The 14,406-nt window shown below is 53.5% G+C and carries 12 protein-coding genes; 10 read left to right on the top strand and 2 right to left on the bottom strand.

All coding sequences use genetic code 11. From position 1 onward, the window contains the following. Window positions 1-73: 73 nt before the first annotated feature. The gene (locus tag K5L82_RS10055) at window positions 74-1,738 is read left to right on the top strand and encodes an NAD+ synthase (protein WP_223134052.1); all 1,665 of its coding nucleotides are present in this window, start codon (window positions 74-76) and stop codon (window positions 1,736-1,738) included. A gap of 11 nt (window positions 1,739-1,749) precedes the next feature. Here K5L82_RS10055 and K5L82_RS10050 read toward each other — a convergent pair whose 3' ends face one another. Then, window positions 1,750-2,583 (bottom strand): outer membrane protein assembly factor BamD, encoded by an 834-nt coding sequence (locus K5L82_RS10050; RefSeq protein WP_223134051.1) that lies wholly within the window; start codon window positions 2,581-2,583, stop codon window positions 1,750-1,752. Window positions 2,584-2,754: 171 nt separating this feature from the next. Here K5L82_RS10050 and rluD point away from each other — a divergent pair, with 171 nt between their 5' ends. The 3 genes from rluD (at window position 2,755) to clpB (ending at window position 7,212) form a co-directional block, all read left to right on the top strand. After that, window positions 2,755-3,732 (top strand): 23S rRNA pseudouridine(1911/1915/1917) synthase RluD, encoded by a 978-nt coding sequence (gene rluD, locus K5L82_RS10045; RefSeq protein ID WP_223134050.1) that lies wholly within the window; start codon window positions 2,755-2,757, stop codon window positions 3,730-3,732. Beyond that, a complete protein-coding gene (gene pgeF, locus K5L82_RS10040; RefSeq protein ID WP_223134049.1) occupies window positions 3,722-4,477 on the top strand; it encodes a peptidoglycan editing factor PgeF in 756 nt (251 codons plus the stop codon). Before rluD ends, pgeF begins: the two co-directional genes overlap by 11 nt. Before the next feature lie 158 nt (window positions 4,478-4,635). Continuing rightward, window positions 4,636-7,212, top strand: a complete 2,577-nt coding sequence (gene clpB, locus K5L82_RS10035; protein WP_223134048.1) for an ATP-dependent chaperone ClpB — start codon at window positions 4,636-4,638, stop codon at window positions 7,210-7,212. A 72-nt stretch (window positions 7,213-7,284) separates the two neighbouring features. On the opposite strand, the gene K5L82_RS10030 is transcribed toward clpB, so the two are convergent. Then, the gene (locus tag K5L82_RS10030) at window positions 7,285-7,761 is read right to left on the bottom strand and encodes a DUF4124 domain-containing protein (protein WP_223134047.1); all 477 of its coding nucleotides are present in this window, start codon (window positions 7,759-7,761) and stop codon (window positions 7,285-7,287) included. A 470-nt stretch (window positions 7,762-8,231) separates the two neighbouring features. On the opposite strand from K5L82_RS10030, the gene K5L82_RS10025 reads away from it, so the two are divergent. From K5L82_RS10025 to K5L82_RS10000, 6 genes are all read left to right on the top strand, one after another. After that, window positions 8,232-9,950 (top strand): acetolactate synthase 3 large subunit, encoded by a 1,719-nt coding sequence (locus K5L82_RS10025; RefSeq protein ID WP_223134046.1) that lies wholly within the window; start codon window positions 8,232-8,234, stop codon window positions 9,948-9,950. 2 nt (window positions 9,951-9,952) lie between these two features. After that, the gene (gene ilvN / locus K5L82_RS10020; RefSeq protein WP_114335918.1) at window positions 9,953-10,444 is read left to right on the top strand and encodes an acetolactate synthase small subunit; all 492 of its coding nucleotides are present in this window, start codon (window positions 9,953-9,955) and stop codon (window positions 10,442-10,444) included. Between the two features lie 67 nt (window positions 10,445-10,511). Next, entirely contained in the window at window positions 10,512-11,528 is a 1,017-nt protein-coding gene (ilvC, locus tag K5L82_RS10015; RefSeq protein ID WP_133006434.1) for a ketol-acid reductoisomerase, read from the top strand. A gap of 90 nt (window positions 11,529-11,618) precedes the next feature. After that, a complete protein-coding gene (gene pssA / locus K5L82_RS10010) occupies window positions 11,619-12,431 on the top strand; it encodes a CDP-diacylglycerol--serine O-phosphatidyltransferase (RefSeq protein WP_133006433.1) in 813 nt (270 codons plus the stop codon). A 92-nt stretch (window positions 12,432-12,523) separates the two neighbouring features. Next, window positions 12,524-13,495 carry a protein-methionine-sulfoxide reductase catalytic subunit MsrP gene (gene msrP, locus K5L82_RS10005; protein WP_223134045.1) on the top strand — a complete coding sequence of 324 codons (972 nt, stop codon included), beginning with the start codon at window positions 12,524-12,526 and terminating at the stop codon, window positions 13,493-13,495. Next, the gene (locus tag K5L82_RS10000) at window positions 13,495-14,112 is read left to right on the top strand and encodes a sulfite oxidase heme-binding subunit YedZ (RefSeq protein ID WP_223134044.1); all 618 of its coding nucleotides are present in this window, start codon (window positions 13,495-13,497) and stop codon (window positions 14,110-14,112) included. Before msrP ends, K5L82_RS10000 begins: the two co-directional genes overlap by 1 nt. Window positions 14,113-14,406: the final 294 nt, after the last annotated feature.

Below are 14,406 nucleotides of genomic sequence, written 5' to 3'. Positions count from 1 at the left end.
GTCAGGAGAATTCCTCGTCGGTGCGTGGTTATAATAGCCTTTTAACGGCAATAAGTTACAGGAGCCTTTTTGCATGACGGCACCCGGTAAAGTATCCGAGGAAGCTAGCCCCGTGAAAAAGTTGCAGGTGGTAATGGCCCAATTGGATTTTCTGGTAGGAGATATCCCAGGTAACACCGAGCGGGTTATTCAGGCCGCGCGTGAAGCTTGGCAAGAGCATCAGGCCGATATCGTGGTCTTTCCGGAACTGTGTATAACCGGCTACCCGCCGGAAGATCTCCTGCTGCGCCCAAGCTTGGGCATTCGTGTGTCGGAGGCTATTGAGCAGCTTAAGCAGGCGAAGCTGGAGCCGGCGATTGTTGTTGGGGCGCCGGTGCGTTCGGGTGGTTTGCTCTACAACGCAGCTCTGGTTATCGAAGATGGTGCTTTAGTAGGGAGGTATTTCAAACGGTGCCCGCCCAATTACCAGGTGTTCGACGAAAAGCGTTATTTCGCCGAAGGACAGAATGCCCAAGTCTTGAACATCAAAGGTGTACAGATTGGCCTGACGGTGTGTGAGGATATCTGGGCTGATGGCCCGGTTGAAGATGCGGCGGCGGCGGGAGCTCAGCTCATTTTGAACCTGAATGCCTCACCGTACGACATCGATAAACAGGCCCGTCGTAAAGCGCTGCTGGAGCGTAAGGCTGCCAATAACAATGTGAGCATTGTTTACGTCAATCTGATGGGTGGCCAAGACGAGCTGGTGTTTGATGGCGGTTCAATGGTGGTTGACCATTCGGGCACGCTTGCCGCTGAAGTCCCACAATTTAAAGAAGGTTTGTTTCCGGTCGAGTTCTTATGCGAGCACCATTGCCAGCCTGTGTCGCAACTGCCGTGCCCCGAGCCTTCGCTCGAGGCTAATGTATACAACGCCTTGGTAATCGGCGTGCGGGATTACGTGAACAAGAACGGTTTTAAATCTGTCGTGCTGGGATTATCCGGGGGGATCGATTCGGCCCTGACCCTGGCGATTGCGGTGGATGCGCTAGGCAAAGAGCGTGTTAGGGCAGTGATGATGCCGTTCCGCTACACCTCAAGTGCGAGTTTGGAAGACGCGGAAGCTCAGGCCACTACCATGGGCGTACAGTATGACGTTTTTTCTATTGAACCCATGTACGACGTGTTCATGAAAACTCTGGAAACGCCGTTCCAAGGTACTCAGCCGGATACCACCGAGGAAAACCTGCAGGCCCGCTTGCGCGGAGTATTGTTGATGTCGCTGTCCAACAAGTTTGGTTCGCTGGTGTTAACGACCGGCAACAAGAGCGAGCTGGCGGTGGGCTATTCCACCTTATACGGCGATATGGCTGGCGGTTTTGATGTGCTTAAAGACGTGCCGAAAACGCTGGTGTTTCGTTTGTCCCGTTATCGAAACACCTTGGCGCCGGTGATTCCGGAGCGGGTGATTACCCGGCCGCCTTCGGCCGAGCTGGCTCCGGATCAAAAAGACGAAGACAGTCTGCCCGGCTACGACACGCTCGATGCTATTTTGCATCTCTACGTTGAGCGGGATTACAGCGCTGAAGCGATCGTGGCGGAAGGGTATGAGCGTGCCGATGTGGAAAGGGTGACTCGCTTGGTGGATATCAACGAGTACAAGCGCCGGCAGGCGCCGATTGGCGTGCGGATTACCGAGCGCGGCTTTGGCAAAGACCGCCGGTATCCGATTACCAACGGCTGGAAAATCGGCAAGTAAGGCGTTAGGCCTTACTTGCCGCCCAATAGCCCGAAGGTGACAACGTTCAGGAGCGAGCGGTTTTGCCGTTCGAACTGGTTTGCCTGAAACTTGCCGTTGCTGTCGAAGGCTTCACTTTCCGGGAAGTTGTTTCGCAGCGTGGCAATGGCATCACTGGCGCCTTTCCTCAGATCCATAAACAGGAAGGTGTCTGCCAAAATGATCAGTGCATCTTCAACCGCCGGCGAAGACGGGTAATTCTCGACAACGTAGCGTGCGCGGTTGTTGGCTGCCACATAGGCTTCTCGTTTGATGTAGTAGCGTGCAGCGTGTATTTCCAATTCGGCCATGCGGTTGCGAATTGAGATCATGCGTTGGCGGGCATCTGGGGCGTACTCGCTGTCAGGGAAGCGGCTCAGCAACTGCGAGAAATCGCGGAACGCCTGAAGTTGTTCACCCGGATTACGTGCGGAAGCATCGATCGGGAAGTAGCGGGCGGCGAGGCCTAGATCCAGATTGTAGGAAGCCAAACCGCGCATATAAAGGGCGTAGTCCAGTAGCTCGCTTTGCGGGTTCAGGCGCATAAAGCGGTCGGCTGCGGCCCGGGCGCCTTCAAGATCAAGGTTCTGGTAGCGGGCGTAGATCAGGTCCAGCTGTGCCTGTTCTGCATAACGACCGAAAGGGTAATACGTTTCGAGGGCATCCAGGCTTTGCTCGGCTTCGTTGAAGTTGCCGGCGTTCATGGCCTTACGCGCGTTCTCGTAGTAGGTTTGTTCCGGTAGCACTTCCACGTCTTTGTTGGAGGCGCAGCCGGCAGCCAGCGCTATGATTGTGGAAAGTAGCAGTAATCGGACAACTGATCTCATGCCGGAATCCCGTATAATGGTCAGACTTATGATTGGATTGGCCATTGTAACGGGGAAGGCTGCCCATGTGCAGTGTTAACGCAAGTATCTCCGGCTAATCTGACTGAAACGTAACATCGGTACTAAGCCGATGTCCTTACATTTGAAAGCATAGTGGCGAAGCGAGGCTTGATGTCTTCCGAAAACAGAATCACCGGCCAGTTCAAAATCCCTCCGGGTTTGAGCGATAAACGACTCGATCAGGCGGCGGCCGAGTTGATGCCCGAGCATTCCCGCTCCCGTTTGCAGTCGTGGATTAAAAGCGGCGTACTGACGGTTAATGGCAAAACCTGCAAGCCCAGAGACAAGGTGATGCTCAACGATGTGCTTGAGCTGGATGCCGAGCCGGAAGTCAAAGTGACGTGGGAAGCAGAGCCCATCACGCTCGATGTCGTTTATGAAGACGAGCATTTGCTGGTCATCAATAAGCCGGCTGGCTTGGTAGTGCACCCGGCAGCGGGTCATGCCGACGGCACTTTGGTGAACGCGCTTTTGAACTACGCGCCCGAGGTCGAAAACCTGCCTCGTGCCGGTATTGTGCACCGTCTGGATAAAGACACGTCGGGCATTATGGTCGTGGCCAGAAGTTTGATTGCCCACACCTCGCTGGTAAACCAGCTCCAGGAACGCACCATGGGTCGGGAATACGAAGCAGTAGTGGTGGGTTCGTTGACCGGTGGCGCCACGGTGGACGCACCCATTGGCCGTCACCCGCAAGATCGCAAGCGCATGGCGGTGGTGTCATCCGGCAAACCTGCGGTAACCCACTACCGTTTGATCGAGCGTTTTGCAGCCCATACTCATGTGCGCTGTAAACTGGAAAGTGGCCGAACGCACCAGATCCGTGTGCACATGACTCATGTAAGGCACCCGCTGGTGGGTGACCCGGTGTATGGCGGCCGCCTGCGCCTGCCCAAGGGCACAACCGAGGAGCTTCGGGTTGAGCTGGCCGCGTTCAATCGTCAAGCTTTGCACGCTCGCAAGTTGACGCTGGAGCACCCGGAAACCGGTGAAACCTTGAGTTGGGAAGTCGAGTTGCCGGAAGATATGGTTCAGCTCATAGCGGCATTGCGTAAGCACGCCCTAGAACTGGAAGAAAATGATTTCTGAAAGCAATCTGCTCCGGCCTGACTGGCCTGTATCTGCGCGGGTACAGGCACTCTGTACCACCCGAAAAGGTGGGGTGAGTCAATCGCCTTGGCAATCGTTAAACCTGGGTGTGCATGTGGGCGATAACCCGGTTGACGTGGCCCGGAATCGTCAATGCTTGGCCACGTTCATGGGTGTCAACTCCGATCAGCTTGGGTGGCTGAATCAGGTGCACGGCACGCGGGTGGTAGAGCTCACACGCGATAACTTGAACAACTGCCCCGATGCCGACGCCAGCTTCACCCGTGAACAAGGCGTGGTTTGCGCTATTCTAACGGCGGATTGCCTGCCGGTGATTTTGGCTGACTGTGATGGAAGGGTGGTTGGTGCTGCCCATGCCGGTTGGCGGAGCCTATGCGGCGGTGTGCTGGAAAATCTGATTCGTGCCATGGCGGTGGAGCCATCAAAGCTGACCGCGTGGTTCGGGCCATCAATAGGGCCAGCGAACTTCAAAGTGGGCCCGGAGGTGCGAGCGGCGTTCGTCGAGCAGCAGTCCGAGTCGGCCTACGCCTTCTCCGAACAAGGTGCACGCCCCGGGCATTTTATCGCAGACATTTATGAATTAGCCCGTTTGCGTCTCTCCCGCGCAGGGGTTTCCGATATCTCCGGGGGAGGATTGTGCACAGTGGATGATCCTGAGCGATTTTATTCCTATCGCCGAGACGGCCAGACAGGCCGTATGGCAACTTTGGTCTGGCTTGCCTGACGGGCGTCAATTTTCTGACATTATTTCGTTTGCCTTCCTTGAAGTCTCTTTTCTAGCCCCTACATTAGTTAACAAGACATCGCGAATGCCTTTCGTTCCGCGCCCCTATCTATGTGTGGAAATTTCGGCGCGCAGAAGCTAATCGGGGAAAAATGGCTATGAGAATTGATAAGTTGACCAGCAAGTTACAGGGCGCCCTCGCAGACGCTCAGTCGATTGCAGTCGGAAAAGACCACAACTTTATTGAGCCCGTGCATTTGATGCTGGCTTTGCTCGACCAGCAGGGCGGATCCGTCAAACCACTCTTGCAGCAAGTGGGTGTGGAGCCCAGCCGGGTGCGTCAGGCCGCTGCCAGTGAAATTGAAACCCTGCCAGAAGTGCAAGGTAACGGCGGGGATGTTTCCATGTCCAACGACATGGGGCGTCTTTTTAACATTTCCGACAAATTGGCCCAAAAGCGTGGCGATCAGTTTATTTCCAGTGAACTGATCTTGCTGGCAGCGGTTGAAGACCGAGGGTCGCTCGGCCGTATCCTGCGTGAGCACGGTGTAGACAAAGTGGCTTTGGAAAAGGCCATCGATGACGTGAGAGGTGGTGAAGCTGTGAATGATCCCGGGGCGGAAGAAAATCGACAGGCGTTGTCGAAGTACACCATCGATCTGACCGAACAGGCCGTTGCCGGCAAGTTGGACCCGGTGATTGGCCGGGACGACGAAATTCGCCGCACCATTCAAGTATTGCAGCGTCGCCGTAAGAATAACCCGGTGCTCATCGGTGAGCCGGGGGTCGGTAAAACCGCCATTGTCGAAGGTTTGGCGCAGCGTATTGTGAATGGTGAAGTGCCGGACAGTCTGAAAGAGAAGAAAGTACTGTCGCTCGATATGGGAGCGTTGATCGCCGGAGCCAAGTTTCGCGGTGAATTTGAAGAGCGTCTGAAAGCGGTTCTGAACGAACTGTCGAAACAGGAAGGTCAGATCATTCTCTTTATCGATGAGCTTCACACGATGGTTGGTGCCGGTAAAGCGGAAGGGTCGATGGATGCAGGTAATATGCTCAAGCCCGCGTTGGCGCGAGGTGAGCTGCATTGCGTTGGTGCTACCACCCTGAACGAGTATCGAGAGAATATTGAGAAAGACGCAGCCTTGGAGCGTCGGTTCCAGAAGGTGTTGGTCACTGAACCGACCGAAGAAGACAGCATAGCCATTCTTCGGGGCCTTAAGGAGCGTTACGAGGTTCACCATGGGGTGGAGGTGACAGACGGGGCTATCATTGCCGCGGCTAAATTGTCGCACCGGTACATCACCGATCGTCAGTTGCCGGATAAGGCCATTGATTTGGTAGACGAAGCCGCCAGTCAGATCCGTATGGAAATGGATTCCAAGCCGGAAGCGCTGGATCGGCTCGAGCGACGCCTGATCCAGCTCAAAATTGAGCGCGAAGCGCTGAAAAAAGAAACCGATGCGGCTTCCAAAAAGCGTTTGGAAGAGTTGTCGTCTGTGATTGGCGATGTCGAACGTGAGTACGCGGATCTGGAAGAAATTTGGAACACGGAAAAGGCCGCTCTACACGGTTCTCAGAAAATCAAAAGCGAGCTGGAACAAACCCGAATTGATTTAGAAAATGCTCGCCGTAGTGGCGACCTAGGTAAAATGTCGGAGCTGCAGTACGGCAAGATTCCAGAGCTTGAACGGCAACTGGATATGGCGAGCCAAGCTGAAATGATGGAGATGACACTGCTTCGCAACCGCGTCACCGAGGAAGAAATTGCCGAGATTGTGTCGAAGTGGACCGGCATCCCCGTTTCCAAAATGATGGAAGGTGAGCGCGACAAGCTGATGCGTATGGAAGAGGCGCTGCATGGCCGGGTGATTGGTCAGAACGAAGCGGTGGAAGCGGTTTCTAACGCCGTGCGTCGTTCCCGTGCCGGTTTGTCTGATCCCAACCGCCCCAACGGTTCTTTCTTGTTCCTTGGGCCGACCGGTGTCGGTAAAACCGAGCTGTGTAAAGCCTTGGCGGCGTTCCTGTTTGATACCGAAGACGCCATGGTGCGCATTGATATGTCCGAGTTCATGGAGAAGCACGCCGTGGCTCGCTTGATTGGTGCGCCTCCAGGGTACGTAGGATACGAAGAGGGTGGTTACCTGACCGAAGCGGTTCGCCGTCGGCCATACTCTGTGCTCTTGTTGGATGAGGTGGAAAAGGCGCACCCGGATGTCTTCAACATTCTGTTGCAAGTGCTGGACGATGGTCGTCTGACGGATAGTCAGGGGCGTACGGTGGACTTCCGCAATACGGTGGTAGTGATGACCTCGAACCTGGGCTCTCACATCATTCAGGAGAAAGCCGGCGAAGAGAACTATGAAGACATGAAGTCCGCGGTCATGGAGGTCGTTGGCACCCACTTCCGGCCGGAATTTATCAACCGTGTTGACGACGTGGTGGTGTTCCATCCGTTGGCCGAGAGCCAGATTCAGGGTATTGCGAGCATTCAGATTGAGAATCTGGCGAAACGTATGAAGGAACAGGATATGAATCTGGAGCTGGGTGAAGAGGCTCTGCATTTGCTGGCGGAGGTGGGTTACGACCCGGTGTATGGCGCACGTCCGTTGAAGCGAGCGATTCAACGTTTAATCGAAAATCCGTTGGCGCAGAAGCTGCTGCAAGGAGAGTTTGTGTCTGGCGATACAGTCAAAGCCAAGGTGGATGGAAGTGAGCTAACGTTTACGAAAGCATAAGCTGTCAGCCAGAATTGACCGTAATAAAAAAGCCAGGGGCTGTGAGTCCTCTGGCTTTTTTATCGATGCACGTTACTGGTCCGTGTTGTTATCCGGAGCTGGGCCGCAGTTCTCTTCTGCAAACGCTTCGAATTTTTCCCGTTGCACGTCGATTTCTTCCGGGCTCAGGTAACGCTGCTCGCCATTCTCTTCAACCCGAATGCGCGCGTTGCTGCTGATCACTTTCAGGTTAGCTTTGGCGGTTTCGCAGTTGGCCTCGCGCTGCTTGCGATTGGCTTCTTCAACCGCGGATTCTTTCTTTCGTTCGGCGGTTGCCTGCTGTTGCTCTTCAAGCTGGTTCAGGCGTTCTTGCGGGGTCACTCGGTTCGAACTGGTGTTTCGGCTGGTGCCCGAGCGAACATTGACCTGCTGGGCTTTCTTGCCGGTTGGTTGTCGATCGCCAAAATGGGTTACGCCGTTGTCGTCCGTCCATTTGTATACTGAACTATCAGCGGCCAGGCCGGGAGTCGCGGCCATCAGAATAGAAAATATCAGTATCTTTCGGTTCATGTCGTTGCCCGTTGTTCGTTTATCGCCTGTAGATGGTGCCACCAGTGCAAAGGTTTTTCTTTCGTCTGGTTCAAAACTCTAGCATGGATATTTGCGCAGTATGGCAGAGAAGAGCATAAAATGGTGCCAATTAAGCCACAACGGCTATTGACAGCGAGTTTCCCGCTGTCAGAATTACCATCTGCCTGAAGATAGGGATAAATACGGCTCGGCAATCCCGAACAAGTATCCCCCGTTAATCACCACACCGAGTGCGCCATTACTAGGCGGGCGATGGTTGTTGCTAACGTTGCAACCCGTTGCCGGCCGTTCTCCGCAACCCTCAGGAGTGCGGCTGGCCAAGAGACAACCTCTAAGGAATTGGTGTGTAGGAGTACGCCGGTACCGCTTTCACAAAAAGCTGGTTAACCGTGGATCCAGGCAACCGGGACGAATCCCGGCTCATTCACTTGTAGAAGAGGGTAGAAAACGTGGAGTTATTGTCTGGTGCCGATATGTTGATCCGGTCCCTTGAAGATGAAGGTATCGAGCACGTATACGGCTATCCGGGTGGCGCAGCCCTTCATATTTATGATGCGCTGTTCAGGCAGGATAAAGTCAAACACATTCTGGTTCGACATGAGCAAGCAGCGGTCCATATGGCCGATGGTTATGCCCGTGCAACCGGAAAACCAGGAACTGTCCTGGTGACCTCTGGCCCTGGCGCTACCAACACGATTACTGGCATTGCCACCGCATTTATGGATTCAATTCCGATGGTGGTTCTGTGTGGGCAGGTTGCATCCACATTGATCGGCGAGGATGCTTTTCAGGAAACCGACATGATCGGTGTCTCTCGTCCTGTGGTGAAGCACAACCTCAGCGTTAGGCACCCGGAGGAAATCCCGGAAATTATCCGCAAGGCCTATTACATTGCCTCAACAGGTCGTCCCGGCCCGGTTGTTGTCGATATTCCTAAGGATATGACGGCGCCCAACGAGCGTTTCGAATATTCGTATCCGAAAAAGGTCAAGCTGCGTTCTTACAATCCGGCAGTACGTGGTCACGCTGGGCAGATCAAGAAAGCCGTTGATATGCTGATGGCTGCCAAGCGCCCGGTGATCTATGCCGGCGGTGGTGTCATTCTTGGTAAGGCCTCCGACCAGATTACCGAACTGACCCGAAAGCTTGGCTTCCCGATTACCAACACCTTGATGGGCATTGGCTGTTACCCGGCAACAGACAAGCAGCATTTGGGCTGGCTTGGCATGCACGGGACCTATGAGGCCAACATGGCCATGCACCACTCCGACCTGATCCTCTGCGTAGGCGCCCGTTTCGATGACCGGGTAACCAACGCGACGGAGAAGTTCTGTCCGGGGGCGAGAATTATCCACATCGATATCGATCCGGCATCGATTTCCAAAACTATTGATGTTGATGTGCCGATCGTTGGTCCGGTAGATGCCGTGCTGAAAGAAATGCTGTCTTTGGTAAAAGAGTCCAAAGAGAAGCCGGAAGCCGATGCCTTGGCGTCCTGGTGGAAGCAAATCGACGAATGGCGCGCTTTCCACGGTATGCGGTACGAAACCAGCCCGGATGTCATCAAGCCGCAAGAAGTCGTTGAGATGCTCTGGAAGCTCACCAAAGGTGACGCGTACGTGACGACCGATGTTGGCCAGCATCAGATGTTTACGGCGCAATACTATAAGTTCGATAAGCCGAATCGTTGGATTAACTCCGGTGGTCTGGGCACGATGGGCTTTGGTTTGCCAGCAGCGATGGGTGTCAAACTGACCCACCCGGATGAAGAAGTCTTGTGCTTCACCGGTGAGGGCAGTATCCAGATGAACATTCAGGAACTGTCTACCTGTAAGCAGTACGATCTTCCGGTCAAGATCATTAACCTGAACAACCAGGCGCTGGGCATGGTGAAGCAGTGGCAGGATATGAACTACGAGTCTCGCCATTCGCAGTCCTACATGGAATCGCTCCCGGACTTCATCAAGCTGGCGGAAGCCTATGGCCATGTCGGCGTGCGCATTGATCGCAAAGAAGATCTTGAGCCCAAGCTGAAAGAAGTTCTGGCGATGAAAGACAAACTGGTGTTCGTAGATATTTATGTCGATCGTTTTGAGCATGTGTACCCCATGCAAGTTGCCCGTGGTTCAATGAAAGACATGTGGCTAAGCAAGACGGAGAGGGTGTGATCATGCGTCGAATCATTTCTGTATTGTTGGAAAACGAGCCAGGCGCATTGTCCCGAGTGGTTGGGTTGTTTTCACAGCGAAACTACAACATCGAGACGCTCACGGTTGCGCCGACTGAAGATCCTACGTTGTCACGTCTGACCGTCACCACGTCCGGTTCCGACAAGGTTATCGAGCAAATCACCAAGCAGCTGAACAAGTTGATTGAAGTGGTAAAGCTGGTGGACCTTACCGAGGGTGCCCACATCGAGCGGGAAATGATGTTGGTTAAGCTGAAAGCGACAGGCTCTCAGCGTGCCGAGATCAAGCGCACTGTGGATATCTTCCGTGGCCAGATCGTTGACGTCACCAGCTCGGTCTATACCGTCCAACTGGCGGGTGATAGCAGTAAGCTTGACGGCTTTATTCAAGCTGTTGGCACGTCTGGAATCCTGGAAGTGGTGCGTACCGGTGTATCCGGTATCGCGCGAGGCGAAAAGGTGCTCAGCCTCTGATAGGCTGGAAAACAAATTGAATGCCATGGCCGTTCGTGGCCAATACTTTTAAAAATTGAGGTTTGAAATGCAGGTTTATTACGATAAAGATTGTGATCTTTCCATCATCCAGGGCAAAAAAGTTGCCATTCTTGGTTTTGGTTCACAGGGCCACGCCCACGCGTGCAACCTGAAAGATTCTGGCGTAGACGTTGTTGTTGGTCTGCGTCCAGGCTCTTCTTCAATTGCCAAAGCTGAAGCCTACGGTCTCAAGACCAGTGACGTGGCCTCTGCGGTCGCTTCTGCTGAAGTCGTTATGGTTCTGACTCCAGACGAATTCCAGGCTGAATTGTACCGTGACGAAATTGAGCCGAACCTGAAGCAGGGCGCCACTCTGGCCTTCGCGCATGGTTTTGCGATCCACTACAACCAGGTCGTTCCCCGTAAAGATCTGGACGTGATCATGGTTGCTCCGAAGGCGCCTGGCCACACCGTACGCACCGAGTTCACCAAAGGCGGCGGTATTCCTGATCTGATCGCGATCTTCCAGGACGCATCTGGCAACGCCAAGAACGTTGCTCTGTCCTACGCCAGCGGTGTGGGCGGTGGTCGTACCGGTATCATCGAAACCACGTTCAAAGATGAAACTGAAACCGACCTGTTCGGTGAGCAAGCTGTTCTTTGTGGTGGTGCGGTTGAATTGGTTAAAGCCGGTTTCGAAACCCTGACCGAAGCGGGTTACGCTCCGGAAATGGCGTACTTCGAGTGTCTGCACGAGCTGAAGCTGATTGTTGACCTGATGTACGAGGGCGGCATCGCCAACATGAACTACTCCATCTCTAACAACGCTGAGTACGGCGAGTACGTAACCGGCCCAGAGGTGATCAACGATGAGTCCCGCGCAGCGATGCGTAACGCTCTGAAGCGCATCCAGAGTGGCGAATACGCCAAGATGTTCATCTCTGAAGGTGCTCTGAACTACCCGTCAATGACTGCTCGTCGTCGTGAAAACGCCGCTCACGAAATTGAAGTGGTTGGTGAAAAGCTGCGTTCCATGATGCCGTGGATTTCCGCGAACAAAATCGTGGACAAAGATAAGAACTGATCCGGAATTTCCGGTACGGTTTGAAAGCGCGGCCCTAGTGGCCGCGTTTTTCGTATATACTCCGCACAAATGCTTTCCGGAGTTGAAGGAATGACAGAACAGAATACATCGACAAGCAAAACTGACCCTCACCACGCTGCCGAAGCAGAAATTGAAGCAGGGGAGGTTATCGAAGAAGAAGTAGTAGAGGGGGCCAAGGTGCGGCGGAAAGGTATCTTTTTACTGCCGAATGCCCTGACAACTGCATCGCTGTTTTCGGGTTTTTACGCAATCGTTTCTGCCTCGAACGGGGTGTTCGATAATGCCGCTATCGCGATTTTCGTTTCCATGATTCTGGACGGTCTCGATGGTCGGGTTGCGAGGATGACTAATACTCAAAGCAAATTCGGTGAAGAGTACGACAGCTTGGCCGATATGGTCGCTTTCGGAGTGGCGCCGGGGCTGGTGGCGTTTTTCTGGTTGCTGAATGGTATGGGCAAGTTGGGCTGGGCCGTTACCTTCATCTATGTAGCTGGCGCGGCGCTTCGACTCGCGCGTTTCAACACCCAGATAGGGTCTGTAGACAAGAAATACTTTGTCGGTTTGGCGAGCCCGGCCGCTGCTGCCTGTGTTGCAGGCCTGGTTTGGAGCTTTCACACGTTTGAGCCGGCGGCCTGGTTGACGGCGTTGACCATGATCGTCGTTGGTGGGACAGGTGTGCTGATGGTCAGTAACATTCTATACCGAAGTTTTAAGGATTTGGATTTGCGGGGCAGGGTGCCTTTTGCTGCCATTCTACTGGTCGTGCTCATCTTCGTAGTGATTGCGCTTGATCCGGCTACGGTATTGTTCTCTGCGTTTTTGATCTATGCGGCCTCGGGGCCAGTAAGGGCACTGTTTCGCCGCAAAGGCAAGCGCGCTTAATTGATCAATCATTCCCGCCCATTGTCATTGGGCGGGAATTTCTCCGGAAAAGTGTGGTCTACTGATAGAACCACGACATCTGGAGCCTGCAAATGCATTTCAAGAAACGCCCATCCTGGGCTATCTCCGAATCCGAAGTCACGCCCGAATCTGTCTACCTGAATCGTCGTAAATTTATGTCGGGTGTTGCCGTATCCGCTGTTGCATTGGCGGCCCCTGGACTTGTTTTGGCAGACTCGCATGAGAAGTTGCCCGCCCTGAATTATCGAAAGGCCGACACTTACGCACCGAACGAAGACCTCACTCCGTATAAAGATGTTATTCGATATAACAACTTCTATGAGTTTGGGCCGGGCAAGGAAGATCCGTCTCGTCATGCCGATCCGTTGGTGGTTGATCCCTGGTCTATTGATGTTGAGGGTGAGTGCGCGCGGCCCGGCCGCTACCGGTTGGAAGATCTATTAAAACCGCACAGCTATCAGGAGCGTATCTACCGGTTGCGGTGTGTAGAGGCTTGGTCGATGGTGATCCCGTGGGTGGGAATTCCCCTGGCAGATGTGCTGAAACAATTAGAACCAACATCAAAAGCGAAGTACGTTTATTTTGAAACCCTTGAGCGTCCGGAGCAAATGCCTGGACAGCGATCTTTGTTCAGTACGATCGATTGGCCCTACCGGGAAGGCCTGCGAATGGATGAGGCTATGAACGAACTGCCGTTCTTGGCGGTTGGCTTGTATGGTCGAGAGCTTCCGAATCAGAACGGCGCGCCCATTCGCTTGGTGGTGCCTTGGAAGTATGGGTTTAAAAGTATTAAGTCGATTGTCCGGATCCGCTTTATGGAGCAGCGGCCAAAAACCAGTTGGGAAATGATCGCCCCGGATGAATATGGCTTCTACGCAAATGTAAATCCGGAGGTTAATCATCCGCGCTGGAGCCAAAAGCGAGAGCGCAGACTGCCGTCAGGTATCTTCAGCCCGAATTGGCGGGAAACTGAAAAGTTCAACGGATACGGCGAGCAGGTAGCGCACCTATACAAGGGTATGGATTTGGCGAAGTTCTATTGATGTTGGCTAATTGGAGTAAAACAACCACTCTTCGTGCGGTGAAGGTAGCGCTTTTCCTTGCGGCTTTGGTTCCGCTGTTCTTGTTAACTCAGCGCATTGTCCTTGGGGATTTGGGACCAGATCCCGCTCAGGCGATTACTGAAAGCTTGGGTAAGGCGGCGTTTCAGTTGCTATTGGCAACTTTGTTGATAACGCCTTTACGAAAACTGACCGGTTGGTCGGGATGGATCCGGTGTCGGCGAATGCTGGGGTTGTTTGTTTTCTTTTATGCCGTCCTGCATGTGGTGGCTTTCTTACAGTTGATTTTAGGGTGGGGGGATTTGTGGGCTACCTTTACGCGTCGCCCTTATATCATCATGGGTGCTGCGGGATTCCTGTTGCTGGTGCCGTTGGCGTTGACCTCGACACAAAAAATGATGAAGCGAATGGGGCGAAGCTGGAAGCCGTTACATCGACTTATTTATTTGTCGTCTGTCTTTGTATGGTTGCACTTTCTCTGGCAAGCAAGAAGTGATGTATTGGAAATGGTGATTTACGGGGTTGTGTTGATGCTATTGCTGCTGGCTCGGGTGTATTGGTTTGGAGTGTCGTCACTGCTGCCGTTAAAAAAGGCCTGAAATCGCCTGTTATTTGATCGTTCTGTTCATGTTTTGGGCGAGCGAGTAGGTGGAAACCGAAGGGTGATGAGTTTTCTTCAGAAAGCCTGTTGACTCCTCGGTGGGTGTCTGTAGAATGCGCATCTCGCTTGAGGGGCTAGCCACTAAACACGATCAGCAACGAAGCGGTAACTGCTTGAAAGATTTGAAGAAAACGTTTTAAAGATTCTTCAAAAAGCAGTTGACAAGGTGGCGGTTCAGTGTAGAATGCGCCCCACGATTTAGCAGTAACGCCGGTGAGTTTTTCGGCCGTTT

It is taken from the genome of Marinobacter sp. AL4B (assembly GCF_019916045.1).
GTDB lineage: Bacteria > Pseudomonadota > Gammaproteobacteria > Pseudomonadales > Oleiphilaceae > Marinobacter.
This window is presented reverse-complemented; position numbering and strand designations above follow the sequence as displayed.